21 protein-coding genes and 1 pseudogene are annotated in these 24435 nt (G+C 70.1%); 10 read left to right on the top strand and 12 right to left on the bottom strand.

The features are described from left to right. Positions 1-54 precede the first annotated feature (54 nt). Both AB0I51_RS37405 and AB0I51_RS37400 read right to left on the bottom strand, forming a co-directional pair. Complete coding sequence (locus AB0I51_RS37405) at positions 55-222, bottom strand: hypothetical protein (RefSeq protein ID WP_362982838.1); 168 nt, start codon at positions 220-222, stop codon at positions 55-57. A gap of 116 nt (positions 223-338) precedes the next feature. Then, positions 339-1730 carry a DMT family transporter gene (locus tag AB0I51_RS37400; RefSeq protein WP_362982837.1) on the bottom strand — a complete coding sequence of 464 codons (1392 nt, stop codon included), beginning with the start codon at positions 1728-1730 and terminating at the stop codon, positions 339-341. 427 nt (positions 1731-2157) lie between these two features. On the opposite strand from AB0I51_RS37400, the gene AB0I51_RS37395 reads away from it, so the two are divergent. Continuing rightward, positions 2158-2682 carry a hypothetical protein gene (locus tag AB0I51_RS37395; protein ID WP_362982836.1) on the top strand — a complete coding sequence of 175 codons (525 nt, stop codon included), beginning with the start codon at positions 2158-2160 and terminating at the stop codon, positions 2680-2682. 536 nt (positions 2683-3218) lie between these two features. On the opposite strand, the gene AB0I51_RS37390 is transcribed toward AB0I51_RS37395, so the two are convergent. Continuing rightward, positions 3219-3632, bottom strand: coding sequence for a hypothetical protein (locus tag AB0I51_RS37390; RefSeq protein WP_362982835.1), 414 nt, complete (start codon positions 3630-3632; stop codon positions 3219-3221). A 339-nt stretch (positions 3633-3971) separates the two neighbouring features. Between AB0I51_RS37390 and AB0I51_RS37385 the strand changes: the two genes are divergently transcribed. Beyond that, the gene (locus tag AB0I51_RS37385; RefSeq protein WP_362982834.1) at positions 3972-4184 is read left to right on the top strand and encodes a superinfection immunity protein; all 213 of its coding nucleotides are present in this window, start codon (positions 3972-3974) and stop codon (positions 4182-4184) included. Positions 4185-4858: 674 nt separating this feature from the next. Here the strand turns inward: AB0I51_RS37385 and AB0I51_RS37380 are convergent. From AB0I51_RS37380 to AB0I51_RS37365, 4 genes and pseudogenes are all read right to left on the bottom strand, one after another. Continuing rightward, positions 4859-5362: an N-acetyltransferase gene (locus AB0I51_RS37380; protein WP_362982833.1), complete on the bottom strand. Its 504-nt coding sequence runs from the start codon at positions 5360-5362 to the stop codon at positions 4859-4861. Then, complete coding sequence (locus tag AB0I51_RS37375) at positions 5343-5723, bottom strand: hypothetical protein (RefSeq protein WP_362982832.1); 381 nt, start codon at positions 5721-5723, stop codon at positions 5343-5345. The genes AB0I51_RS37380 and AB0I51_RS37375 overlap by 20 nt, the downstream gene beginning before the upstream one ends. Positions 5724-5858: 135 nt before the next feature. Further along, positions 5859-6863, bottom strand: a complete 1005-nt coding sequence (locus AB0I51_RS37370; RefSeq protein WP_362982831.1) for a chitinase — start codon at positions 6861-6863, stop codon at positions 5859-5861. Positions 6864-7579: 716 nt separating this feature from the next. Beyond that, positions 7580-8135, bottom strand: a pseudogene (locus tag AB0I51_RS37365) (GNAT family protein). Between the two features lie 632 nt (positions 8136-8767). On the opposite strand from AB0I51_RS37365, the gene AB0I51_RS37360 reads away from it, so the two are divergent. Beyond that, positions 8768-9673 carry an NAD-dependent protein deacetylase gene (locus AB0I51_RS37360; RefSeq protein WP_362982830.1) on the top strand — a complete coding sequence of 302 codons (906 nt, stop codon included), beginning with the start codon at positions 8768-8770 and terminating at the stop codon, positions 9671-9673. 350 nt (positions 9674-10023) lie between these two features. On the opposite strand, the gene AB0I51_RS37355 is transcribed toward AB0I51_RS37360, so the two are convergent. Both AB0I51_RS37355 and AB0I51_RS37350 read right to left on the bottom strand, forming a co-directional pair. Beyond that, positions 10024-11229: a DUF6745 domain-containing protein gene (locus AB0I51_RS37355; RefSeq protein ID WP_362982829.1), complete on the bottom strand. Its 1206-nt coding sequence runs from the start codon at positions 11227-11229 to the stop codon at positions 10024-10026. 57 nt (positions 11230-11286) lie between these two features. Beyond that, positions 11287-11613, bottom strand: a complete 327-nt coding sequence (locus AB0I51_RS37350; protein ID WP_362982828.1) for a hypothetical protein — start codon at positions 11611-11613, stop codon at positions 11287-11289. Positions 11614-11779: 166 nt separating this feature from the next. Here AB0I51_RS37350 and AB0I51_RS37345 point away from each other — a divergent pair, with 166 nt between their 5' ends. The 6 genes from AB0I51_RS37345 (at position 11780) to AB0I51_RS37320 (ending at position 18129) form a co-directional block, all read left to right on the top strand. Beyond that, positions 11780-12739, top strand: a complete 960-nt coding sequence (locus AB0I51_RS37345; protein ID WP_362982827.1) for an STM4015 family protein — start codon at positions 11780-11782, stop codon at positions 12737-12739. Positions 12740-12771: 32 nt separating this feature from the next. Then, positions 12772-13917 (top strand): STM4014 family protein, encoded by a 1146-nt coding sequence (locus AB0I51_RS37340; protein WP_362982844.1) that lies wholly within the window; start codon positions 12772-12774, stop codon positions 13915-13917. 7 nt (positions 13918-13924) lie between these two features. Further along, positions 13925-14740 (top strand): STM4013/SEN3800 family hydrolase, encoded by an 816-nt coding sequence (locus AB0I51_RS37335; protein ID WP_362982843.1) that lies wholly within the window; start codon positions 13925-13927, stop codon positions 14738-14740. Continuing rightward, positions 14737-16074, top strand: coding sequence for an STM4012 family radical SAM protein (locus tag AB0I51_RS37330; protein ID WP_362982826.1), 1338 nt, complete (start codon positions 14737-14739; stop codon positions 16072-16074). Before AB0I51_RS37335 ends, AB0I51_RS37330 begins: the two co-directional genes overlap by 4 nt. 9 nt (positions 16075-16083) lie before the next feature. Then, entirely contained in the window at positions 16084-17004 is a 921-nt protein-coding gene (locus AB0I51_RS37325; protein WP_362982825.1) for an STM4011 family radical SAM protein, read from the top strand. Between the two features lie 126 nt (positions 17005-17130). Continuing rightward, entirely contained in the window at positions 17131-18129 is a 999-nt protein-coding gene (locus tag AB0I51_RS37320) for a CHRD domain-containing protein (RefSeq protein WP_362982824.1), read from the top strand. Between the two features lie 140 nt (positions 18130-18269). On the opposite strand, the gene AB0I51_RS37315 is transcribed toward AB0I51_RS37320, so the two are convergent. The 3 genes from AB0I51_RS37315 to AB0I51_RS37305 all read right to left on the bottom strand — a co-directional run bounded on the left by AB0I51_RS37315 (position 18270) and on the right by AB0I51_RS37305 (position 20875). Further along, positions 18270-18425, bottom strand: a complete 156-nt coding sequence (locus AB0I51_RS37315; RefSeq protein WP_362982823.1) for a hypothetical protein — start codon at positions 18423-18425, stop codon at positions 18270-18272. Between the two features lie 421 nt (positions 18426-18846). Next, positions 18847-19473, bottom strand: coding sequence for a phosphatase PAP2 family protein (locus AB0I51_RS37310; protein ID WP_362982822.1), 627 nt, complete (start codon positions 19471-19473; stop codon positions 18847-18849). Then, positions 19466-20875 (bottom strand): diacylglycerol kinase family protein, encoded by a 1410-nt coding sequence (locus AB0I51_RS37305; protein ID WP_362982821.1) that lies wholly within the window; start codon positions 20873-20875, stop codon positions 19466-19468. The genes AB0I51_RS37310 and AB0I51_RS37305 overlap by 8 nt, the downstream gene beginning before the upstream one ends. A gap of 930 nt (positions 20876-21805) precedes the next feature. Here AB0I51_RS37305 and AB0I51_RS37300 point away from each other — a divergent pair. Next, positions 21806-24415, top strand: coding sequence for a DUF5127 domain-containing protein (locus AB0I51_RS37300; protein ID WP_362982820.1), 2610 nt, complete (start codon positions 21806-21808; stop codon positions 24413-24415). Positions 24416-24435: the final 20 nt, after the last annotated feature.

Here is a 24435-nt window from a genome sequence, read left to right as displayed (position 1 = left end):
CGCCACAACAGAAACCGGCTGAACACACCAACCACAAGCCACACGGGTCACGATTCAACCGACCAGAGTGGGTCCGCGTTCAACCGCCGCCGACAACCCCAGCAGAGCGACCAACCCGGAGACAGCGAGGCCGACCAGTTCCAGCACGACGGTGGCCACCACCGGGTGGTCCCACGAGGGGCATCGGATCGAGCCGCTCCCACTGTCCTCTTCATCGGCCACGTCGTCAGAGTAGCCATCGGCAGCGCGAACGTTGCCTGATGCGGCACTAGGCAATCACCCTGGGACGCTGACCCGTCCGCACCACTGCACCGGAACGGAATCAGCGTCCCTGCACTTCAGGCGTCTGCCGATGACGTCCGAACGTCCGGGCGGCGGTCCGGGACGTGCTCGTACATGGCTCTGAGTATCGGAGCCAGCGCTTCGACGACGCGGTCGTCCTCGACCTCGCCCAACTCATGCACTGCGCGGTCGAGACACGCCCGGGCCCCGCGGAGGTCCCTGCGCGGCGGGGATAAGTGGAACCGGGCGGCAGTCAGCCACAGTCGGGCCGCCAGACCGTGGCTTCCTGCGATGGCGGCGGCCACGGCTCGGACCTCGATCCAGTGCGTGGCCTCGGAGGACTTGACGCCGTAGGCCCGGATGTCCTGGTTCTCCAAGCTCCGTATCATGGCCTCGACTTCGCCGGAACGCCCCGCCCGCGCCGCGTGCCACAAAGCGGCGTGGGGATCCTCACCAGGCAGGGAACCCAGGGCGAGGAGCGAGGGCTGCGGAAACGTGCGGGAAGCCAGCCTCCCGCCAGGTCCATCCGCCGTCGCGTCCCTGCGTCGCGCGTCCGCCACCATGGCGACGGTGACACCCAGCATGATCATCAGCAGGCCCGGCCACGCAGGCCTCACAGGCAACTGACCGAGCCACAGCCAGGCGATGAGTGCGGCTACCGGCACCTCCAGCAGAAGCATCACGCTCACCGCTGTGGCCGGCACCCTGCCGAGCGCGAAATTGAGCGAGAACAGACCGAGAAGCTGGGGAAAGATGAGCAGACCCAGCAGCGCGAGCCAAGTGTCACCGCTGAACGTGCCCAGCGGGGTGCCCGTGACCAGGCAGGCCACCAGCAGCTCCACAGTGCACACCGAGAAGCACAGCACCGAGTAGAACGGTGTACTGACATCGGGGCGGGCCTGTTCGCTGAGCGCCGTGTAGGCCGCCTGTGCGACCGCACCCGCAAGGGCGAGAGCATCACCCGCCATCGCCACGCTGCCCGCCCGCATGTCCGCGCCACTGGCAACCGCGGCACCCACCACCGCAATGGCCAGGCCCGCCCATGTAGCGCGCGGGAGCCGCTTTTTCAGAACAGTAGCGATGAGTGCCTGCCAGACCGGCTGGGTGGCGACCAGCGCGGTCGCCATCGCCACGCTCGTCATCCGTGTACTGGACATGAACGTGACGAAGTGGGCGGCCAATGCCGTTCCGGCGAGCACGCCGAAGAAGACGCCACGGCGTTGCTCCCCGCGCACGAGGAAACGCTCCCCGCGCATCACCTTGCCCATCTCACGCCGACGGATCAGCAAGAACGGCGGCCCCAGAGTGAGGAGGCCCAGCGCGTTGCGCCAGAGGGCCAGCGCCAGTGCGGGACCGGCGGCGTACGCGGTCAACGGCGCGGTCATGGAGATCGCGACGACTGCCACCAGCACGGCGGTAACGGAGAGGGCATTGAGCTTTGTGCGCATGACTAGGAGCAGCCTTCATGGTGTTGTACCGGGTTTGCTTCGGGACGAATGGGCGGAGCCGATGCGGTGCACCGTTACGGAGCCGTGAGGCCTGTGGCGTGAGCAGGCCGCGGACAAGGCACGACGGATCACCGGGGCGTACGGTTCAACGTCGAGTGGGGGCCTCATTCAGTCGTTGAGCGGGTCGACGACGTCTACGGGAGGGACCTCCTTCGGACGCCTGGCGCCGCGTGCAGCCGGTGAAAGGAGCCCGCTGGGCCACGCAGGCCGTGCATCACCGGTACCAAGTGATCGCAGTGCCACCTGGCGGGACCGACCGTGTCGGAGTCGGGACCGGTCAGTTCCACTCAGGCAAGCCTCTGGCAGTGGAGCTCCGCGACCGCCTCGGGAGACAAGGTTTCTGGGTAAGCCGCGTGGTGTCCGCTTCATGGCAGTTGCCCGGCCCTTTCATGGGTTGACCAGCAACAATGGGCCCCATGGGGTGGTTGTTGAGATCCATGTGCGACTTCGGGAAGCTGCAGGCACTGTGGAGGGTTCCTGTCCGTTCCCGTGGATCGATCAGGTCGAGGACTTCCTCGCCGAGCAGGAGGCCGCGGAGGTGTATGACGACGGTGAGGAGTACGGCCAGGCGTACGTCTTCTTCATCGCCGGGGCCGCCGAAGCAGATCTCCTGACCATCGCTTCTCGCCCGGCTCGTCCTGCAGACATCCCGAGCGGAGTGTTCGCGATGGCCACCAGCGATGAGGTGGAGGACATCGGCCTCGGGCGACGTGTTGAGCTGCCACTTGGTTGGGCCATTGCCCAACCGGGGGCCGGCCGGGCCCCGGTTATGCCGGCTGCTGACTCCTGTTCGAGTTCGTCGTCTGCCCGCGGTGCACGCAGTCCCTGGCGGCCCGGACTGTTGAGGATGGTCACTGCTTCGTCTGTCTCCAATCCGACCGGCCAGGAGTAAGCGGGTGCTGGTCGAGCGTGTCATCACAGGGTCCTCACGGCCGAGAGTGAAGCGGGTCGACCGGAGGAGACGGGGCAGCAGCAGAACGGGTTGCAATGAGACGGCAAAATCGCCACTGGCCGTCCCCTGCGTCGTACATCGGCGGGAAGAGCGCACGGCGCTCCGGATGCCGCGCGACAGGGAGAGCACCCTTGGCATGCCGTCACAGCCATGCCCGCCGCGGACGGACCGGCATCGTCGCGCTGCTGCGACCGGCGGGTTCAGGTACTCCCCGTGACTTTGCAATCGCCCTGGTCATCGGCCACGCTCCCACGCTCCACCACGACACGACTGCGGGGACTGGGTCGCATGATCGTGGTGCGAGCTCGTAGACGCAGAGTCGGCGGCTTGATCGGTCGCCGGCATTAACGGGAGCTTCGATGCGTGCACCCGGCGAAGTTCATGACGCTGCGGCAACCGGCGTATTCACAAGGTTCCTTCGACTTCGACATGGCCCGGCGCCTGACGGCGGACCATGAGATCCGCAGCGAACTGCCTCACGACGCGACGATCTGGTCGAATTCGATCGAGGTGGCCGTATTGTTCGTATAGCGAATAGCGTGCGCATTACGGAGGTTGTGCCGGGTGGTCACGGTATTCTGGTAATCGAGCATCGCGACGGTGATGTTCTTGCGTCCGCCCGAATTGATGAAGTCAGTGAAGGGCCAGCTACGGGTTGCGCCCCGGTACAGGGTGAGCTGATTGGCGCTTACGTCATCGACTCGCTCGACGTAATCGACACAGGTGCTGTCGATGAACAACGCGGAGTTGTGTTGGGTGAGCGGTCGTGCCCGTACCAGGCAGCGGTGGTGGCAGCCGCGCCGACGCTGCCGAAGCAGACGCCCAACAGCGAGCAGTGCCGTGGCGGTTGTGCCGGTCAGGAGTAGGCGGCTGCTGGTCGAGCGGATCATCACAGGGTCCTCGTGGTCGAGAGTGAAACGGGTCGACCGGAGGAAGCGCGGTAGCGGCAGACCAGGTTGCAATCAGACGGCAAAATCTCCACCGGCGGTCCCCTGCGTCGTGGGTCTGTGAGAAGAGGTCACCCACATCCCTTCGAAACCGCGCATGCCGCTGACTGACATCGTCGCGCTGCCGCGATCGGCAGGTTCAGGTATCCCCGCTACTCTGCAATCGTCCTGGGGCGGATCTGTAAGTCTGTTGATCGCGTCCCAGATACAGTTGACCCCTCGGTGCAGGCGTTTTCCTGCTTGAGTACAGCGAAAGTTTGACCAACGGAGAGGTGCGCCAGCATGGGCTGGGACACATTGCTGACCATAGTGGCCGTCGTGGTGTGCGGCGTGATTTATCTATTGCCGTCATACATTGCCTTCAATCGGCACAAAGAGAACCGCTGGCTGATCCTGGTCATCAACGTCTTTCTCGGCGGGTCGTTCATCGGATGGCTGGTGGCTCTGTACATGGCCACTCGCACGGCTGCGGTTAGGGGCATCAAGAGCGCCTAATCTCGAAGTTTCGTGACGGTCCGCCGACGGAGTCGGTGGACCGTTTTCGTGCCGAGGGCGAAGGCTGTACAGGCCCAGGGCCCGAGTGCCGCCTCGGGATGGCGCCGGGTTCCACCGCTCCGGGTGTTGTGCTGCAGTCGTAGGGGCGGGGAATCCGTTGGTCAGCCGGGGTTCGGCAGGAGTGCGAGCCGCTCGAGAGCTGTGGTGACACCCGCCTGGTCATCGCCACCGGCACTTCGGTGGCGGGCAACCTGGCCGAGGCCCATGCCTTTCGGGACACCAGATAGCGGATCGCGTCCAACAGCTGCCGGTGGCAGTAGCCCTCGGGCCGCCCACCCCGCCCCTGGAACCAGGCCGGCACCGGCAGCAACGGCCGGACGGCCACCCACTCCACATCCGACATCTCCGACGGATGCCAGCGCACCCGGTCCGGATGGTCGGCCGCGTTGCCGTACGCGTGCGCGAAACAATCGCACGACACGGCGGCCGAGTTGAAGCATGCGGGCCCGGGCGCGTACAACAACGACAACAGGGCCTCCGGGAACCACTCGGAATGGGATCGCACCCCCGAGCTACCTGGAGGCCCTGCTTTCACGCGCGGCAACCGCCGCAGTCACCCGATCGAGACTCCCGTTCGATCGACAGCCTTCGAGATCGGTACGGGCAACAACCACTTACGTGTCGGGATGCTCCGGCAGGGCGAGCCAGTCCGACCAGGAGATCTCGCGGCCGAGGAAGCGCGGCTGCTCGAACGGCCAGTCGGCAGCGATCCACTGCGGCACCAGCGCGTCGAGGGCCTGCTCGGCCTTGCTGCCCACTAGCTCGTCCACCACCCACCAGGAGATCTCGCCGTCCGCTCCGACCTTCTCCGGTGGGTCGATGTAGACACAGCCGAGCAGAGCGGTCTCCGCCGCGTCGAACAGCGCATAGTTGAAGGACTGGTGTGCGGCGATCTGCTTCTCGTGCCGCAACAGGTCGGCCTGGTCTGCCTCGTAGGTCATGGTGGCCGCGGGCCATCCCCAGGCCGGGCCGAAGATGGTCCACAGCCGCTCGCGCGAACCCATCACAGCCGGATAGTCGAGCGGGGTGTCCGCCTCCCGGATCGGCCGCAGGTGATGGCCACCGCCCGGCAGCGGTACCAGGACAGGATGGACGAAGTCATCGGGAAGCCAGCTCATGGCGCCCGACCGTAGCAGCGCGCGGCCGTCCACTCCCCTGGATTTTCCCCGTACACCGCCAGGCCCTGAAGGGGTAAAGCTGGCTGGGCCGGGGCTGGTGACGGCCGTTGAGCATCTGCTCGCGTGTTTCGGCTCGGGCTGCCCGGCGGACGGTATTGCCGCCCATGTGCAGTTCCCGGGCGATCTCCCGGATGCCGTGTCCCTGGTCAAGGAGGGCGTGGACGATCGCGTGGCGTTCACGCTGTCGGGCCTCGATGGGCGACATCTCCTTCGTCGTGTTCTCCGGCTCGGCGAAGGAGACGTCCACGATGCCGTTCGCGTCGGCGTCCGGCGGTTTGAGGCAGGCGTTGTGCCGGCGCACGCAGCCTTCCACCGCGGTGCCGAGGTTCTGCAGCCGGTGGAAGGGGTCTGCGACCTGGACCGCGTAGGGTGCTCCGGAGCGGGCGCCATCGGCGCAGGACCCGGCCCGGTCCCGGCAGATGACCTCCGAGCCGGGTCAGCGGAGCGTGCGGGTGAACTGGTACGCGCTCTGCGACGTGCCGCTGCAGGTGTCGGAAAGCTGACCATTGGTGGCGCAGGCCTTGTCCCGGCCCAGCGACCAGAAGGACAGCTCCTGGATGCCCTTGCTCGCGGCGAAGTTGGCGAGTGTGGTGGCGTTGGCGGTGGTGAACACCTCGGCGGTGGTGTCGTTCACGCCGATCATGGGGGTGTTCCCCTCCATGGCCCACAGCTGTGCGGAACTCTTGGTCGTCCAGATGCGGCCCAGTTGGTCGTGCAGTGCGGTCGCCGCGCCGGTGGCCGCCTTGCCCATGTCCATGGCCGGGCCGTAGTCCATGGTCATGATGTTGACCAGACTGACCGTCAGGGCGTTGCTCTTGGCGTTGTTCAGCAGGTTGATGGAGTTCTGCTCCAGGCCGGTCGGGTCGACCGGGAGTGTGTACTGGACGTCGAGCCGGCGCCCCGCTGTCGCGTACTCGCTCTGCAACTGCGCCAGGGCCTTGTTGCGCCGGTCGTTGGCAGCCGTGTTGTTGAGGGTCGAGCCTTCTATGTCGAGGTCGACGCGGGTGAGGTTGAGGCTGTCGATGACCCGCTTGTACTGGGCCTTGAGGGACGACACCGAGGTACAGGCGGCGCCCAGCTCGGTGCCGGAGGCGCCGCCGAAGGAGGCTATGACGTCGCCGCCGGCCGCCCTCGTGGAGTTGATGGCGGCGATCCAGGAGGGGTCGGTGATGGATGTGTCGCCGTTGAAGGTCGCGGTGCAGCCGTTTCCGGCGATGACGAAGGCGAGGGTGAAGTACTTCTGACCGGTGGCATTGCGTGCGTTGGCGAGGGCGGACGGGGAGTTCCAGGTCTCGGCGTACGGTGCCGAGTACCGGGCGGGGAAGCCGGGCCCGGGGTTCGCCGCTGTCGGGGCGGCGGATGCCGAGGGGGCGAGGACGGCTGCCGCCGCCGCACCGACGGTCACGGCAATGGCCAGTGTGGAGCTGCTCTTTCGACGCATGAGTCCTCCGAGATGCAGCACACCCGGTGCGCTGGTGGGGGTAGAGGAAGCCACGCATGTTCACGTCCATGAACGTCTTCCGTTCACATGAACAGGCTGAAGCCATTAAGGCCTAGACCAATGCACCCGTCAACCCCTGCGGCAACAACAGGCGGACGCTACGACCCTTGCACCGACGGCCAGTTGGAGACGTCAGTTGATCGCGGAGGAGGAGAGGACATACCGCGGCCCCGAGGCGATCGAAGCACTCGGGGCCACGTCTGCGCGTTGCGGGAATGGAGGGCGGTCGCCTACGCGGCGATGTGCTCTGCGGGGCTTCAGCCGGACGATCGTCCCCGCAGGCAATAGGTGAGGCCCGGGGACACTGTCCCCTCCACTCCCACGGTCCTTCCAACCACACTGCCCCACCGTGCATTCCCGGCCGACAGGACGGGGCCCGGTCGGCGACGGTGCGGCGCGAGTGTCCCTCCGAAGCGGGCGTGCGGAGACGACCTCAGCAGTGGCGGGACGACCCCGGCACTGGCGTCGCCCTCGCCCTCGCCCTCGCCCTCGCCCTCGCCCTCGCCCTCGCCGGTACGATCCGCTTCCCGTCGGCCGTGCCGTACCCGCGCCCACGACCGGGCGCCGGTGTCGTCAGGGCGGAGGCGCGGGCATCCGGCTCGTCCGAACGTCCGGACAGAAGTCGGGGTCGGAGTCGTGGTCGGGCGCGCTTGCGGTCAGGTACCAGTCCCGTTATTCGAGTCCGGCTTCCATTCCTCGGCCAGGAGCCCGAGGAGCACTTCGTCGACGAACTCCCCCATCACCCAAGCCGCCGAACGCAGCACCCCTTCGCGGACGAAGCCGTTGCGCTCGGCGGAGCTCAGCATCGTGTCGTTGTCCGACAGCGTCTCGACCTGCAGCCGGTGCAGGCCGCGGACGACGAAGCCGTAGTGGCACAGCACCGCGACCACGTCGGTGCCACAACCCCTGCCACGGGCGGAGGGCAGCAGCCCGAGGCCGATGTGAGCGATCCGGTGGTGGTCGTCGATGCCCCACAACACCGCGCTGCCGGATCAGGGTGCCGGAGTCCAAGTCCGCCACGGAGAAGGGCGCATCCCCCTGTTCCTTGTCGTCCACCGCGAACGGCGAGCCCTTGGAGCCGGGCGCGATCGGCCGCCACGGCCGACCGTCGGCCCGCGCCTGGGTGACCACGTCGTCGTGGAGCTCCGACTGCAGGATGGGGATGTCGTCCTCGTGCCGGGCCCTGAGACCGACCTTGTCACCCTTCAGCATGCGAGATTCCTGTCCGAGCGAAGTGACCCGCGGCAAACGGTCATACCGCCGCGGCGACGAGCGGTTCAGGGGGCAGTGAAGGCCGTCTGGACGATGTCGGCAAAGAGACGGCGCAGGTGCCATTGAGGAAGAGCTCGGGGCCGTGAACCGTGAGGTCGACGTCGGCGCAGCGTGGGGCGAGCGGGACCAACCTGGGCGGAGCAGTTCTCGTACGCCTCCGCCTCCTCACGAAGCCCTCCCCTCACGATCACTGTTGTCCACCTACCCGCCGGTTCGCGGCACCCGAGCACAGCGCCCGCCGGTGGGGGGACGCGGACCGGGCCGGCGGGAGTGCGGACTCCTACCGGTCACGAGCTCCCGCAAGATGTCGGTGACAACCGACACGTGGAGGCGGCAGCGCTCCAACATCCCCTGGATGTGAGCGAGTTCGACACCCGGTGCGAATGCGCCATCATCCGTGGCCGCCCGCCGCAGATCATCATCGGAATGGCCTCGGCCCCCCGCATGCGCCTGACAGCCCGGACGGCCACCCGCCGGATGTTGCTGGTACCCCAGAACTTCCTGGAGCCGTGCACGAGGAATCGTTCCTCGGCGCCGGTCCGCGCGGTCGCCGGCTTTCGTACCCTGGCGGCATGCGCATGCGTCCCACTCTCAGCTGGACCCCACCTGGGGACCTCCCTCCGGGTACCACGGATCTGGGGGTGGTCACCGACCTGCTGAGCGCCGGTGGTGTGCTGGTGCTCAGCGGCGCGGGCATCTCCACTGAGTCGGGCATTCCCGACTACCGGGGCGAGGGCGGAAGCCTGAGCAGGCACACCCCGATGCTCTACGAGGATTTCGTCGGCAGCGCCCAGGCACGGCGCCGGTACTGGGCGCGTAGCCACCTGGGCTGGCGCGTCTTCGGCCGCGCCCGCCCGAACGCCGGGCACCGGGCGGTGGCCGCGTTCGGGCGGCACGGGCTGTTGGCCGGGGTGATCACCCAGAACGTGGACGGCCTCCACCGGAGCGCAGGCAGCGAGGGCGTCGTGGAGTTGCACGGCGGCCTCGACCGGGTCGTCTGCCTCACGTGCGGCGCCGTCAGTCCGCGCAGTGATCTCGCCCGGCGGCTGGAGGAAGCCAATCCGGGCTACCGGCCGGTGGCCGCCGGCCTGAATCCGGACGGTGACGCGGACCTCACCGACGACCAGGTCGCCGGCTTCCGGCTGGTGTCGTGCGCGGTCTGCAACGGCGTTCTCAAGCCGGACGTGGTGTTCTTCGGCGAGTCCGTGGCACCACAGCGGGTCGAGCAGTGCCGTGAGCTGGTCCGGGGCGCTTCCTCTCTGCTGGTCCTGGGTTCCTCGTTGACAGTGATGTCCGGACTGCGGTTCGTGCGCCAGGCGGCCGAGGCCCACAAGCCCGTACTGATCATCAACCGGGACCCGACCCGGGGCGACGCGCATGCCGTCGCCCGCATCGAACTGCCGCTGGGGTCGGCCCTCACCGCCGTGGCCGAACGACTGGGCGTCCCGCTCGACGACCAGCCGGAAGGCGCCGGTTGATCACTCCGCTTCGGCCGAAGGCACCGCGGACGGCCGAGGCGCCGGCGCCCTGGTAGGCAAGATCGACCAGGGAGGGGACGGGGACGCCCTGGCGCTCGAAGGTTTCGATGCGGCTTACGGCGCCACTCGTGCCGCCGGACTTCCAGCGAAGGGTGAGCCCAGCGCCGACAGCATCGAGATCGCCGACGAGGCCGCAGGCGAAACGGGCCCGGTCGAGCAAGTCCGCAGCGAAGGCCTCGCCGATCCAGGCAGCCACGCGGATGCCAAGCAGCCGAGCTGCCGAGCTGCCGAGCTGTCGAGCTGTCGAGCTGTCGAGCTGTCGAGCTGTCGAGCTGTCGAGCAGCGGACTCTCAGGTCTGCCGCTCCGGTGCGTACGCACTCGCGTCCAGGCCGAAAGTCCAGGCCACCCCAGCTCTGGCCGTGCGGGTCGACGGGGGCACTCGCAGCCAGTAGGTGCGGTGAGTGCCGTCGGGTTCCGGTGTGGAGTTGAGGACCTCCACCATGACCACGGGCTCGTCGCCGGCCAGGTCGATCCGCCACAGGACGCCCGTCTCGTCGCGGTGCAGGGGGCGGGCGCCCGAATCGGCGAGGTAGCGGTCGTAGCCGTAGTACTCGAGCATCACGCGACGCAGCTCGGCGTTCTCCTCGCCCCGGATGCGTTCGGGGGTCAGCGTGGGCAGTCCGGCCACGAAGGCGGCCGGGACCGGCATGCCGCGCCAGGCGTGCAGGGCGAAGCCGTCCGGGTAGGAGAGCGCCGGGCCGGCGCCGTGGTCGAGTCGTCCCGCCTCGTCACGGTGGAGGGCGGAGGGGCGCTCCGACAGCACCGCGACCCGAGCGAACGGCCACCACCAGCCGGCGCTGCGGCACACCGCGGACAGGGCGTCGATCGGACCGTCGTCTGCGGGGAACGCCGCGAGCCACGGCGCGTCGTGCTGCCCGAGCACGGCGTCCAGGAGGAGCAGCCGGATCTCCGCGGCCTCCTTGCCGGTGTCGCTCCCGGCCAGGTCCTCGATCACGCCCGTCCGGATCCGGTCCACCAGGGTCTGCGTCGACGGCCACAGCCGTCCGCCGGTCGCCGCCCAGTGCGCCGACCACCCCGCAGGCCCCAACTCGGCGTGCAGCAGCCGCCTCGCCGCCGCCCACGGTGCACTGCGCACCGCGTCCCGTACGCTCGGGCCCCGGTCCGTCAGCTCCCGGACGAGAGCGACCGCCGCGCGCGGTGAACCCGCCCAGACCACACGCTCCGGTTCCGCGAGTCCCGCCAGCCGGTAGGCGCGCCGCACGCCCTCCTCGGCGCGCGCCCGGTCCGCGGAGCCGGTCGCCGCAGCCCACGCCCGCCACTGCGCAAGGTCGGCGGAGGGGCCGAACGACGTGCTTCCGTCGTCGAGTTGAATCCCGGCGATGCCTGGCTCCTCGACCGCCGTCGCACCCCCGACGACCGCCGCCGCACTCCCCTCACCCCCGACCACAGCCGCCGCGCTCCCCGCTCCCCCGTCCGACGCCCCGCCCCACTTCCAGTCCATCGTTCCGTCCACTCCCACGTCCGTCCCACCCACGTGCCCCTCCTCCACACCTTGCCCGGCGCTTTCGTACCGCCGATGCGTCCCGGTCCCTCAGTCGGCCACGATCCGTACGGACCCGGGCACGTACTCCCGCTGTCTGACGACCCGGAACCACCCCTTGGGCAGCGTGATCGCCGCATGCTCCTCGTGCACCACCCGGCCGCCCTGGGGCAGATGCAGCAGTAACGGCCCGTGGGGACCCGCATCGCGCACCAACTCCCCCGGCCCGACGACCGCGTGGGCGTGACCCGTCACCTCCCCCAGCGCCAGCACGAGCCGCCCGCGCCCGTCGCGCCGCTCCCGCGGGGCGTGCGCAGCGTGGGCGGGCACCGCTTCCTGCGCGATGGGCACGATCAGTACGTCTCCCTGTCGGTACATGGCTGTCCCCTCACCGCCGGGTGCGTCGTGCACCGGCCTCATGACCACGACGTTAGGCGCCACCACTGACAACGCCCCGACCGCGCCCCGCCGACGGGCACTGTCAGTGCCGGTTGGTAGAAATGCGCATCACACACCACGCACTTTTCTTCTCAGGAGCGGCCGCATGACCATCGGTGAGCACCTCGACGCGCTGTACGGGCTGCCGTCGTTCACCTTTCCCGGGCCGGACGCCCCCGGCGACCGCCTGCCCGAGCCCGATTCGGTGGCCTGGCGACTCGGCGGCAACGTGTACGACAGCGACGAGGCGTGGACCGACACGTTCGCCCGCTTCCGCGCCGCCGTCGACACGACCCGGGTCCGGGCCCTGATCATCGGCGGCTGGGAGGACGCCTACGACACCGCGCCCACGCCGATCGTCGAAGCCCTCTTGGAGGCCCGGGACGCCTTCCCCGCACTGCGCGCGCTGTTCCTCGGCGACCTGGTGATGGAGGAGTGCGAGATCTCCTGGATCCACCAGTCCGACGTCACCCCGCTGCTCAACGCCTACCCGGCGCTCGAGGAGTTCGGCGTGCGCGGCGGCACCGACCTGGAGTTCACCGCGCTGCGGCACGGTGCGCTGCGCCGGCTGGTGGCGGAAACGGGCGGACTGCCCGTCGAGGTGGTGCGCGGCATCGGTGCCAGTGACCTGCCCGCCCTGGAGCACCTGGACCTGTGGCTCGGCACGCCGGACTACGGCGGTGACAGCGAGGCCGCCGACCTGGAGCCGATCCTGTCCGGTGCCCGGCTGCCGCGCCTGCGTCATCTGGCCCTGCGCAACAGCGAGATGCAGGACGCGGTGGCCGCCGCGGTCGCCGCCGCCCCGGTGGTGGAGCGCCTGGAGGTGCTGGACCTGTCGATGGGCGTGCTGACCGACGAGGGCGCGGTCGCGCTGCTGAGCGGGCAGCCGCTGACGCATCTCAAGAAGCTGGACCTGCACCACAACTACCTCAGCGAGGCCGTCGCCGAGCGGGTGCGGCAGACGCTGGTGGCGGCGGGCGTGGAGGTCGACCTGGACCGTGGCGACGCCGACGAGGACACGGAGGACGACGGCACGGTCTGGCGCTACGTCGCCGTCGGGGAGTGACCGCGTCCGCCGCGGCCGGGCCGGCCGCCGTCATGCCGCCCGCCCGCACGGGCACCCGGTTCGCCGTGGTCGGCAACCCCGAGAACCGCAGGGTGTCCCTCTTCACGGAGGCCGTGCGCGCGGCCGGACTGCCCGCACCCCGCGTCGTCGCCTGGACGGACGTCCTGGGTGCGCGGGGAGCGGACTTCGACGCCGACGAGTTCGTCCGGGTCGACTCCCCCGGCGAGAACCCGGAGGTCGACCGGCTGCTGCGGGGTGCCACGGATCCGACCCGGGTGGAGGGTTCGGCCCGCTGGTACACGCGGTTCACCGCCGCGCTGCGCACGCTGCGCGGCGGTGTCCCCCTCGCCGACCCGGACGACCTGGCGGTGCTGTTCGACAAACGGGCGTGTCACGCCGTGCTGGACGCGGCCGGTGTGCCCGTCCCACACTCCCCCACGTCGGGTCCGCTCGGCGCGCGCGTACACGGCTGGGACGACATACGGGCGTTGATGCGCGAGCACCGGATGCCCCGGCTGTTCGTCAAGCCCGCGCACGGTTCGTCGGCGTCGGGTGTCCTCGCGGTCGAGACGGCGGGCGGCGGCCGGATCAGGGCGACCACGTCCGTCGAGACCGGTCCGGACGGCGCGCTGCACAACTCCCTGCGGGTACGCCGGTATCACGACGAGCGGGACGTCGCGCGCATCGTGGACGCGCTGGCGCCGGACGGGCTGCATCTCGAACGCTGGGTGCCGAAGGCCTCCCAGGCGGGGCGGGCCGCGGATCTCCGGGTGGTCGTCGTGGCCGGCCGGGCCACCCACGCGGTGGTGCGCACCAGTCGCGGGCCGCTGACCAATCTGCATCTGGGCGGCAGCCGCGGCGATCTCGACGGCGTCCGGCGGGCCGTCATCGCCGCGGGCGCCCGGTGGTCCGACGTCCTGGAGGTGTGCGAGCGCGCCGCGTCCTGCTTCCCGCGCACGCTGTGCGTGGGGGTCGACCTGCTGCCGGCCGTGGGCTGGCGGCGCGCCTTCGTCGGCGAGGTCAACGCCTTCGGCGACCTGCTGCCCCGGCTCACCGGACTGCCCGGCAGCGGCGCGGAGGGGCTCGACACCTACGGCGCGCAGGTGGCGGCCGTCCTGCGCGCACCGGCCGGAAACGGCCCGCGTCATCCGTACAGAACAGGAACAGCCCATGCCTGAGCCCGACATGAACGCGGTCGTCGGCGACCACGACATCCTGCTGGTCACCCTCGACACGCTGCGGCACGACGTGGCCGCCGAGCTGGCGGCCGAGGGGCGCATCCCGCACCTGGCCCGCCATCTGCCCGGCGGACGCTGGGAGAAGAGGCACGCCCCGGGCAGTTTCACGTACGCCTCGCACCAGGCGATCTTCGCCGGTTTCCTGCCCACGCCGGCCCAACCCGGTCCCCATCCACGGCTGTTCGCGGCGAGCTTCGCGGGCAGCGAGACGACCGCCGAGGGCACCTTCGTCTACGACACCCCCGACCTGGTGTCCGGACTGGCGGCGGCCGGCTACCGCACCGTCTGCGTCGGGGGCGTGGGCTTCTTCAACCGGCGCGGTCCGCTCGGCTCCGTACTGCCCGGCCTGTTCCAAGAGGCGCACTGGGAGGAGGAGTTCGGCGTCACCTCGCCGCACTCCTTCGAGAACCAGATCGACCGCGCGGAACAGGTAGTGGGCCAACTGCCCGCCGAACAGCGCCTGTTCCTGTTCGTGAACGTGTCGGCGCTGCACCAGCCCAACTGGTTCCACCTGCCCGGCGCGACCCGCGAGGCGGGAGACACGAAGGAGACCCACGCCGCCGCACTGGAGTACGTCGACCGGCACATCGGCCGGTTGTTCGCCGCCGCGAGCTCCCGGCGCCCCTGCTTCGTCATCGTCTGCTCCGACCATGGCACCGCCTACGGCGACGACGGCTACACCGGCCACCGCCTGGGCCACGAAAGTGTGTGGACCGTGCCGTACGCCCACTTCTTCCTCGACCCCGCGGAGGCCGCCCGATGACCACCGCGCAGCAGACCAGTCCCTACCAGCACTACGTGTACGCCTATCCGCACAAGACGGCCTACCGCCGCCTCCCCGACCGGCCCGCGCTGCGGGAGTTGTGGACGGTGCAGGACCGCAGCGCGCTCTCGCTGTATGTGCACATACCGTTCTGCGAGGTCCGCTGCGGCTTCTGCAACCTCTTCACCCGCATCGGCGCCCCGGACGGCCTGACCGGCGCCTATCTCGACGCCCTGGAACGGCAGGCGGACGCCGTCCGGGCGGCGCTCGGTGACGGGGAGCCGGTGCGGTTCGCCACCGCGGCGTTCGGCGGCGGCACCCCGACCTTCCTCACCGCGGCCGAGCTGGAGCGCCTGTGCGACATCGCCGAGCGGCGCATGGGCGCCGATCTGCGCGCGGTCCCGCTCTCCGTGGAGGCCTCGCCCGCCACGGCCACCGCGGACCGGCTCGCCGTCCTCGCGGAACGCGGCGCGACCCGCCTCAGCCTGGGCGTCCAGAGCTTCGTCGACTCCGAGGCGAGGGCCGCCGTACGCCCGCAGCGGCGCGCCGACGTGGAGGCGGCGCTCGGCCGGATCCGGGACGCCGGCATCCCCGTTCTCAACATCGACCTCATCTACGGCATCGACGGCCAGACCGAGCGAACCTGGCGCGACTCCCTGGACGCGGCCCTGGCCTGGCGGCCCGAGGAGCTGTACCTGTACCCGCTCTACGTCCGCCCGCTGACCGGCCTCGGCCGGCACCAGGGGGACACCGGAGCCGACCCGGAGTGGGACGCCCAGCGGCTGCGGCTGTACCGGGCGGGACGCGACCACCTCCTGGCGCGGGGCTATGTCCAGCAGTCGATGCGGATGTTCCGCCGGGCCGACGCCCCGCCCCAGGGCGCCGACGACTACGCTTGCCAGACGGACGGCATGATCGGGCTCGGCTGCGGGGCGCGCTCGTACACGTCGGCGCTGCACTACTCCTTCGACTACGCGGTCGGCATGCACGAGATCCGCGGGATCATCGACGACTACGTCACGACGGCCGACTTCGCGCACGCGGAGGTCGGCTACCGCGTGACCGGGCACGAGGCGCGCCGCCGTCATCTCCTCCAGTCCCTCCTCCAGGCCGAGGGGCTGTCCGTCGCCGACTACCGCGCCCGCTTCGGGAGTTCACCCCACGACGACTTCCGGGCGGAGCTCCACCGGCTGGCCGGGCGCGGCTGGCTGACCGACACGGCGGGCGACCTGCTCGTGCTGACCCCGCAGGGCCTGGCGCACTCCGACGCCGTGGGACCGGAGCTGTTCTCCCCCGAGGTGCGGTCCGCGATGGCCGCCTACGAACGGAAGTGACGGACCGTCATGAATCTCACCGTCCTCTACCGGGGGCCACTCGCGTCCTGCGACTACGACTGCCCCTACTGCCCGTTCGCCAAACGGCGCGACTCGACCGCCCAACTCCGCGCGGACCGGGCGGCGTTGGAGCGCTTCGCACGCTGGGCGGCGGACAGCGAGAACGACCTGTCGCTCCTGTTCACGCCCTGGGGCGAGGGACTGATCCGCTCCTGGTACCGGCGCACTCTCACCGAGCTGTCCCGGCTGCCGCACGTGCGCCGGGTCGCCATCCAGACCAACCTCAGCTGCCGGACCGGCTGGCTCGCCGAGGCCGACCTCGACACCCTCGCCCTGTGGTGCACGTACCACCCGGGCCAGACTCCCTACGACCTTTTCCTCGGCAAGTGCCGCGATCTGGCCGACCGCGGGGTGCGCTTCAGCGTCGGCGTGGTGGGCCTGCCCGCCCACCTGGCGGCAGCCCGCCGGCTCCGCGACGACCTGCCCCCGCACGTCTACCTCTGGATCAACGCGGCCGAGGGGCACACGTACTCGGACGCCGAGGCCGACGACTGGGCCGCGCTCGACCCCCTGTTCCCGTACAGCCGGCACCCGCACCGCAGCGCCGGACTCCCGTGCCGCACCGGCGAGTCCGTGATCTCGGTGGACGGCACCGGTACGGTCCGCCGCTGCCACTTCGTCCGCGACGAGCTGGGGAACCTGTACGACGGCTCCTACCGGACGGCGCTGCGCCCGCGCGCGTGTCCGCTGGCCGTCTGCGACTGCCACATCGGCTATGTCCACCTGGAGTCCCTGCCCTTGTACGACGTCTTCGCGGGCGGTGTCCTGGAGCGGGTGCCGTCCGCCCTCCCCGGGCAGGGCACGGCGCGCGCCCTGCCGCTCACGGCGCGGCCGGTGAGCGTCGTAATGTCGAGATCGTGTCCTCAGTGATGCCGTCCCTTCTCAGGCGTGTCCCAGGAGTGTCATCGGCTGAGGGATCGCCCCAGGGGCCCCGTGATGGAGGGAGAACGACCGCGGGGCAACCGCGGGTCGGCAATCACGGGGAGAACGAGACACATGATGTTCAAGCGATTCGGGACCATCGCCGCGGCCGCGATCACCGGCACCCTGCTCCTGACCGCCTGCAACGGCGTCGACGGTGCGGCCGACGCCACCGTGTCCCATCCGGCGGCAGGGGCGACGCAGGCGGCGGGTGCCATCGGCCGCTACTCCCAGAACGCGCCGGGGGCGCGGTACTTCACCACGATCCTCACCGGTGGCAACGAGGTGCCCGTCCAGGGCAAGCCGGCGGTGGGTGACAAGAACGGCAGCGCGGTGGCCCTCATGCGTATCCAGGGCGACGAGGTGTCCTTCGCGTTCGCGTGGACAGGTATCGGCACCCCGACCATGGCCCATCTCCACCAGGGTGCGCGGGGTACCAACGGCGACGTGAAGATCCCGTTCTTCATGGAGAAACTCAAGGGCGGCACGCCGTTCGTGTTCGGCACAGTGAAGGTCAAGGACGCCGACCTGCTGCGGAGCATCAAGGCGCATCCCGACCAGTTCTACTTCAACCTCCACACCGCCGAGTTCCCCGGCGGCGCGGTCCGCGGACAGGCCGTCGCACTGCCGGGCGCGGTCTCGCTGCCCGACGCCATCCGGCACTCGTCGCTGGCAGGCGTCGTCAAGGGAGCCCAGATCTACGCCTGCACCAAGCAGGACGACGGCTCCTACGCCTTCACGCAGGACAACGTCGACGCCACCCTCCAGGGCGGCATCCAGCACAGTTTCGCCAAGCAGGGCCCCGCGGGCCCGCCGCAGTGGATCGCTCCCGACGGCTCCTCGGTGACCGGCAGCGTCCTCAACAAGTTCGACAACGGCACGGGCAACATTCCCCAACTCCTGCTCCGCGCCCAGCAGACCGGCAAGAGTGAAGGCCTCCTGTCCAGGACCACCTCGGTCCTGCGGCTCAACACGGCGGGCGGCGTCGCCCCGGCCGGCACCTGCAACCCGGCCACTCGGCCCACCGCCCGCGTCCCCTACACGGCCGACTACCTGTTCCTCGCCACCAAGTAACACCCAGCCAGCCGGCCAGCCCGAACACCACCAGGCGATGCGAGTCCCCCGCGGACTCGCATCGCCGCGTGTTTCCGACAGCCGACACCGCACGTCCCGGCACGACACGTCCGTACCAGAACATCCACTCACGCCCCACGTCATACGACGTCCTCGACCTCGGGCCCGACACCCTCCTCCGAACCGGCCGAGGAGGCCATCGCCACGAAGAAGGCGGCGGTCCCGGGCAGGCTCGCCCCTTCGGCTCGTGAAGCCGCGAAGTCCTCCGGGTTCTGCCAGGTCACGCTGTCCAGCAACTCGCCGTCCGGGAGGCGGACCAGACGGGCCCCGAGGAACCGGCACGATCAGCCCGGAAGACCCTTCCGCATGACGTCGTTGTCGGCCACGCCCAATCACTTCGCTGTCGGATTCTGCGACGCTCAGGAGACATAAATCCGAACACGCGGCCCTGCTGCTCATCGCTCAGGTCGCCGGGAGAACGCCATGCCCCGGTTGACCCCAGGGCACCCACAGCGCGACCACCGCACAGGGGTCGGACGGCTGCGGGGGCGAAGTGTGCGGCGATGCGCGTTCCACTGCGACCGACCGCTCGTCCTCTCCGGGTGGCGAGACCCATCACGGCACGGGATTTGAACGCGTCCAGCGACGGGGTGGGGTGATCCCAGGTTTCGGGAAGTGCCTGCCGTTCGGGCACCCGGGCGCCCGGACCACAGCCCGTCACCGGGCCAAAAAGCCACAGGTCAGCCCCCTGGCGCCACGGCCACCCGAGCCGTCCCAGTGTGAGGCCGCCGCGATGACGGCTGCAGCCGCGCCCGTTCCGAGTACGGCGCCGGCGACGACGTCGCCCGGATAGTGCACCCCGGTGTGGACGCGCGAGTAACCCACGGCACAGGCCAGCAGGCCGAGAGGGACCGTGACGGCCGGGAACGCCGAACCGACCGCCGCGGCGAAGGCGACGGCCGAGGCCGTGTGACCGGAGGGGAACGAGGCGGATGCCGGCATGGGGACGTGCCGGCCGGGGAAGGGCGAGTCCTCCGCACGGTGCGGGCGTGGCCGCCGCACAAGACGCTTCCCGAGCAGGTTGGCCGTGGTGGACGCGACACCGACCGCCGCAACGCCGAGCACCGCGGCGCGGCGGGAGCCGCCCGGCCGCAGAGCCAGGCCGGCGGCGACCAGGAAAGAGATCTTGGAGTGGTCGGCCGCCGCCGACAGCCGGCGAAGCGCCGAGTCCAGCATGGGTGTGCTGGTGACTGTCACGGTCTCGTAGAGCGCCTGGTCGAGGCTGGCGAGATCGCGCAGCAGGCCCTGCGGTACTCGTAGTGGACTGGGGCGACGCTCAATCATCGCTCTGCTCCTGGTTCCTGTCGCGTGCGGGGGCTGCTCGGTCGTGGCTCTCGCGTTCGTGGGGCGAGCGGTCGAAGGCGAGGCGCAGGACGCGGTACCAGTCGACGGCCGGTGCCACGTACGGTGCCCCGGGACGTTCCCGTGGCACGCGCACACGCAGGGCGCCGGGCCGTATGGTGCACACGACGGGCGGAGGCAGGACGAGTGGCTCGCCGTCCACGGCCACCGGGACGGTCTCCTCGTCGGACTCCACGACGACGCTGCGGGACGTCAGGGTCGTGATGCCGCTGGCCCGCTCCCCCAGCAGCGCCAGTTCGGCAGCCTGTACCGCACCCCCGACGCGGACCGCGATCACGCCGAGCTCACCTGTGTCGAGCCGTTCCCTGCGGCCGCCGGTGAGAGGGTCCACCCGTGCGTAGGGGTTGTTGCTGACCAGCACCGCCTGTGGGGCCTCCAACCGCTCTTCGTCGGTCCGGGCACTGAGTTCGGCACCCGCCTCGCCTGCCAACAGGTCCGGCAACTGGTCGAGCGCGGTGACCGCTTTGGCGTCCCGGTAGTCGGGGCTCTGCACGATGTGCGCGTACGTACCGAACGAGGCGGTGTTGACGAACGGCCGGCCGGAGATGTCGCCGAGGTCGACCCGGAGTTCCACACCGTCCGAGAGCGCCTCCAGGCTGCTCACCGGATCGTCCCGGTCCAGGCCGAGATCCATCGCGAAGTGGTTGCGGGTGCCGGCCGTCACGACCATGAACGGCAGACCGTGTTCGGCCGCCACTCCCGCCACCAGCGCCTGGGTGCCGTCACCACCGGCCACACCGAGCAGGTCCGCTCCCTCGGCAACAGCCTGCCGGGCCAGTGCCACCGGATCCGGATCCGTGTCGAGGTCGAGCAGGATCACCCGAGCGCCCAGTGCCTCGGCCCGCTCCACGAGTCCGTACCTGCCGACCTTCCCGCCCCCCGACTTCGGATTCATGATCAGTACAGCCCTGCGGGGCGGGCGGACCGTGCGGGTGTGCATGCCGTGCGGCTTGCGCAGCCGGCGCAGGGCACTCCTCGCGCAACCGAGCGCGGCCGTCCACGCGGCGAGGGCGACCACCGCGACCACCCACAGGCCCGACACGGCGTACAGCACCAGGACACCGACAGGTGCGATGACCGCCAACAGCGCACCGAGGAGCCTGGCCAATCCACGGTGCGCCAACGCCCACCACAGACCCGCACCCGCCAGTCCGAGGCCCGCCAGGCCCAACAGCAGAATGAACCCATGACCGGTACCGGCCACCACCACGGCCACTGCTCCGGCGATACACAGCAGAGCGAGGCGGGCCAGGCCTCGCGCCGCACCGAGACCCGTGTCGGGTCCTTGGCGCTCCGTCTCGCGCGTCGCTCCGCTCTCGTTCAATGTCACCTCCCGGTCATGCCTGAGGCGGACGGTCGCCGGCACGGCGAGGGCTCCGTCCGCCCGCCGCTCCGGCGACTCCTGTCGGTGTCCATGAAACGTACGCGGTGTGTCCCGCCTCGTCCTCGACCGGGCGCGACCGGCAGCGCGGGCTCACGCCGCGAAACCGACGGCGGTGACGTGTTGGTCCGCCCAACCGGCCGCCGATGACCACGACACGGCTCCCGCGCAGCGTGTCCGGGGCGCGGTCCCGGCCCCCTCAACAACAGGGCCCTCGAAGCGCGGCCCCATCTCCCCCGACACCGCGAGCGAGCCCATCGTTTCCCGGCCTCATCGCCCCCCCCACGCCCATCAGTGACCGACCAAGCCCTGCCGACATACACCCCAGAGTGGATCAAGACTACAGGCCCGGATACGCGACCCAATCGGACACCGGATCCGACACTCCGCCCCGCCAGATCGAGTGGACCCGAGGTCCCCATGCCCGGCGGACCGATCATGGGCACTGACCGACATCGGCACCACACATGAGGGGACGTTCCTCAGCTCTTCCACGCCTCCGTCCGCGCACCCACAGTGCAACACCGCCTCAAGAGCCGCGACAGCCACGCGCCCTCCCCGAGGGAGATCATCGAGCCCGTCGACACCTCCCCGCCCCTGGCCGGAATACATCGGGTCCTGAACTCCCCCGCGAGGGGCGGGTGTTGCGCGAGGGCTGGACAGCGGTCCCGAGGAATGCTGTCATCCCTCAATACCGCACTTTCCGTCAGGGGAAAGCGAGTTGGCACAGCACCCGCTTACGGCGGCCCGCCCCCACGCATCGGGCCGTCTGCCCTCGGCGCTGTTGCACGAAGCATGTTCTGCCGTGACACCTCGTCAGCATGGCGCGCTGACAACGATGTCGAACGCTCGTTGCCCGCCGAAGGAGCCCCCATGCCCCACCCCGAAGACGACAACCGCCCCCTTCCCGCCTCCGAACCGGCCCCACCGTCCAGACGTGACCTGCTGCGCTGGGGAGGAGTGGCCGCCGCAGGTGTCCTGGGCACCCTCGGCATCGACGGGTCGGCCGCCCATGCCGCCCCCTCCGCGGCCGAGGACGCGACGTCGACATTCAGCCCACTGCGCCCGCCCGCCACCCCGCTCGCCGTGCGGTCCCCGTACCTGACCACCTGGCTGGCCGGAGACAGCCTCGCCGGCACCTGGCCCACCTTCTGGAACGGGCGGATCACCGCGCTGGCCGGCATCGCCCGGATCGACGGCACCCCCTATGTGTTCCTCGGTGCCCCGGCGCTCCCCGGCGGCCCGCCACTCGGCACGATGACACAGACGTCGCTGCAGCTCACGGCCACCCGGTCGATCTTCACGCTCACCGGGGGCGGTGTCACGCTGACGGTCACCTTCTTCTCCCCCGTGGACCTCGGCAACCTGCAACGCCAGTCGGTGCCGCTGAGCTACATCAGCGTCCAGGCCGCCAGCAGCGACGGAGCGAGCCACACCGTCGACGTGCACGTCGACGCCTCCGCAGAGTGGGTGCACGGCGACAACGCCACCCAGGTCACGTGGGCCAGCCAGACGACCGGCAGCATGACCGCCCTGACCTGCCGGCCGGCCCCCCCGGCGGAGCTGGCCGAGCACAACGACCAGGCGTCGTGGGGTTCGCTGGTGCTGGCCGCCCCCACCGTGAAGGGGCTGACCTGGCAGATCGGCCAGGACACCGTCGTACGGGCGGCGTCCGCCGCGAACGGGACGCTGGCCGGCACCTCCGACACCGCCCAGCCCCGCGCGATCAACGACCGTTGGCCCGTGCTGGGCCTCAACCAGAATCTGGGCACCGTCACCGCGTCCGCCCCGTCGGCGGTGTTACGGATCGTCGTCGGCCATGTGCGCACCCCGGCGGTGAGCTACCTCGGCACCGGTCTGAACCCGTGGTGGACGCACTACTGGAGCTCGTGGACCGCGATGCTCGACTGGTTCGAAGGCGACCGCGCCGCCGCCCTGTCCGCCGCCGTCGTCTTCGACAAGGCCGTCCACGACGATGCCGTCAGCGCCGCGGGCGGCGGTGACACCGGTGAACGCTACGCCGCCGTCTGCGCCCTGGCCGTGCGTCAGGCCGTGGCCGGGACGGAACTCGTCGACCGCAACGGCTCGCCGTGGGCGATGCTCAAGGAGATCTCCTCCAACGGCAACTTCTCCACCGTCGACGTCCTCTACCCGGCCTCCCCCGCCTACCTGCACCTCTCGCCCGCGTATCTGCGGCTGCTGCTGGAACCGCACTTCGACTACGCGGAGAAGGCGGGCTGGCCCAAGCCGTACGCCGAGCACGACCTCGGCTCCAGCTACCCGAACGCGACCGGGCACCTGGACGGCAACGAGGAGGCCATGCCGATCGAGGAGTCCGCCAACATGCTGATCATGGCGGCGGCCGTGGCCCAGCGCCTTCCGGCGGCCGACGCGGCCTCCTTCGCGACCACGCACTACGCGATCCTGCGCCAGTGGGCCGAGTACCTGGTGGCCAACACCCTCGACCCGGAGAACCAGAACCAGACCGACGACTTCACCGGCTGGATCGCGCACAGCGCCAACCTCGCCCTCAAGGGCATCATCGGCGTCGGCGCGATGAGCGTGGTGGCGAAGGCGGCGTCAAACGCCTCCGACGCGTCGCACTACGAGGCCCTCGCCCGCGGCTACATCAGTCGGTGGGTCACCCTGGCCCAGGACTCCTCGGGCACCCACCTGAAACTCGCCTACGACCAGGACGGCACCTGGAGCCTGAAGTACAACGGCTACGCGGACCGCCTGCTGGGCGTGGGCCTGGTGCCCACCGGAGTGGCCGCGCAGGAGGCCGCCTGGTACCTCTCCAAGGCGGGCACCTACGGCGTGCTGCTCGACCCGCGCAACGACTACACCAAGACCGACTGGGAGATGTGGACCGCGGCCTGGCTGGCCGACCACCCCGACACGCGCACCATGCTGATCAACGGGGTCTACGGCTTCGCCAACAGCACGCCGTCGCGAGTGCCGTTCACCGACTGGTACGTCGTCGCCACCGGGGCCCAGCGAGGCTTCGCCGACCGCCCCGTGATCGGCGGTGTCCTCGCTCTGCTGAACGCCCCGGCGGGCGACTCCGTCTCCTGGAAACGTATCCAGAACAAGAACTCCGGCAAGCTGCTCGCCGTCAGCGGCATGTCACTGGCCGACAGCGCCGAGGTCACCCAGTACGAGGACAACGGCACCGCCGACCACCTGTGGACCGTGGTGGACAACGGCGACGGCACCGTCAAGATCTACAACCGCAACAGCGGCAAACTGCTCGCCGTCCACGACCAGAGCACCGCCGACGGCGCCCACGTCCAGCAGTACAACGACAACGGCACCCAGGACCATCTCTGGCGGTTCGTCGACAACGGCGACGGCTGGATGAAGATCGTCAGCGTGCACAGCGGCAAGCTCATGGCCGTCGACGGCGCCTCGCAGGCCAACGGTGCCCAGGTCACGCAGTGGAACGACAACGGAACCGCCGACCATCTCTGGCGGCTCACCTGACCCGCCCCCACGACTGACAT

Source organism: Streptomyces sp. NPDC050549, from assembly GCF_040655035.1.
Taxonomy (GTDB): domain Bacteria; phylum Actinomycetota; class Actinomycetes; order Streptomycetales; family Streptomycetaceae; genus Streptomyces.
Note: the sequence above shows the minus strand (reverse complement) of the source record. Positions and strands in the feature narration are given on the sequence as shown.